Annotated in this window: 2 protein-coding genes; both read right to left on the bottom strand. The window is 66.6% G+C overall.

The window, feature by feature from the left end:
• Window positions 1–173 precede the first annotated feature (173 nt).
• A complete protein-coding gene (locus AC1DYI_RS34280; RefSeq protein WP_477208568.1) occupies window positions 174–725 on the bottom strand; it encodes a hypothetical protein in 552 nt (183 codons plus the stop codon).
• 151 nt (window positions 726–876) lie between these two features.
• Window positions 877–1880 (bottom strand): pyridoxamine 5'-phosphate oxidase family protein (locus tag AC1DYI_RS34275; RefSeq protein WP_477208567.1); only part of this gene is annotated, 1004 nt, incomplete at its 5' end.

The raw sequence follows: 1880 nt of genomic DNA, 5'->3' as shown, positions 1-1880 counted from the left end.
TTGTATGACCGCGGGCGCGGCATTGCCGTACCTTGCGACAAGGTCGGCAACGTTGACATCGACTCACTCACGCTTCGGCTTCGAACGGCGTATTTCGGTGCACGGGCCATGGTGGGGCGGGAGTATTCGCGACCCACGGTGCAGCAACTCGTGTGTCCAGCGTGACAGCTCATTCACCAGGAAAATGAAGCTCCCATTGGCCCGGAGGCCCGGCCGGTGAGTTCCTCGCACCAGGCTTCGAACTGCGCTTGATCGAGCGGTAGCTCCTCGGCGGTGTGTGGGCTCCACATGCTGCGGCTGGCACCCAGGAGGTCACCACCATAGATGTGCAAGACCTGCGACTGAACGGCATCGGGGTTGCGGATCTTGTGGATCACGTCTGGCTTGAGTGCCATGCACTCGCCGGCACCGAGCCTGACCCGCCCCGTTTCAACCAGGCCCGACGGGCTGCGCTCGAAGAAGGCGTTGTCTTCCCGGCCGACGGCGACGCCGACGACACACCAGATGCCGTGGTCATGAATCGGTGTGTTGCCGAACGCAGGCTGCGCGAGACTGACAACGAGAAGGTCGTCGGCGCGGTAGACGATTCGATCGATGTCGGTTTGCGCGGGTACGGCCGTCTGTTCAGAAAGTGCCTTCGCTGCCAGGTCCCGAATCTCGGCGGCGCCCCCACCGGCATCGATGCATTGGCGGCACTGCAAAGCAAGTTCATTCAGCCAAGGCATGGAGCGAATCCTTCATGAGACGGGTAGCGGTCGACCTGAACCGCCGGCAACGGCGGCACGGCCGAACCAGGGCGCGCCAGTGTGCCCTGCCTTGTAATGTCCGCTTGGCTGAAGGGTTAGAACGACCGGGCACGGCCGCGCTGCTGCTGCTTCAATCGGCAAACTGCGGCGGCGCTTCGGGTGTTGACCAACGCAGGGCCAGCGCCGCGGGGCGCCACCAGCCGTGCAGCACGTCCAGCTGCAGCAGGCGCTGCGCGCCGGGGAAGGCATCGAGCGCAGGGCCTTCGAAGCAGATCGAGGCTTCGGTGGCCAACTGCAGCAAGCTGCCGTCTTCGAAGTCAGGCACCAGCAGGCCGGCGCGTGGCCACGCCAGCAGGTTGCCCAGCGTGTTGAAGAAGAAGTTGCCCTGGTAGTCGGGCAGGGTCAGGCGCAGGCCACGCGGGCCAGTGGCCACGTGGACGAAGCCGGGGCGGCCGCCGCGGTGTGACACATCCACACCTGCGCTGCGGGCGTCCGCGCCGGCGTCGCCAGCCTGCGCACTGCTCGCCGATGCGATGAAGAGCGTGTCCGCACGGCGCAGCAACGCGATCGATGGCCCATCCAGCGCGGGCCCGAGCCGTTGTGCTGGCAGCGCTGGTCGCGGCGCGGCGGCCTTGGGGCGGCGTGCATGGATGTACTTCGGGCAGTTGCCGAAGCTCTGCGAGATCTGCACCTCGAAGCCATCGTCTCCCAGCACCTGCACGCGCCCATTGGCACGGTTGCGCCGGCGCGTGTGGAACTCCAGGCCCAGCAGRCCCACGGCAGCGCCTTCGCTGAGCCATGGGGCCACGGGGTCGTCGGGCGCCGGCTTGGCCTGTATCAGCAGCGTTCGCGCATCGGGGCTGGTGACAAAGCCTGCCGGCCCATGCAGCATCGTTGCCCAGGGCTGGCCCTGGTCGTCTTGGGCGCCCAGCAACATGGTTGGCAGCTTGCCGAACAGTTCGCGGTGCTGGTCGGGCATGTGATCGCGGATCACCTTGTCGCCGATCTCTTCCATGCGCTCGCGCACACCAACGCGTGCCTGCAGCGCCTGCTCACCGGTATGGAAAGGCGCCGCGTCCATCATGCTGCTGCCGGCAAAGGTGACCGTGGCATGCCAACGAAGCCGGGCAGGGC

Source organism: Ideonella sp. P3_A4 (assembly GCF_056403075.1).
The sequence above is the reverse complement of the archived record's forward strand: the minus strand, read 5'-3'. Positions and strand labels throughout refer to the sequence as shown.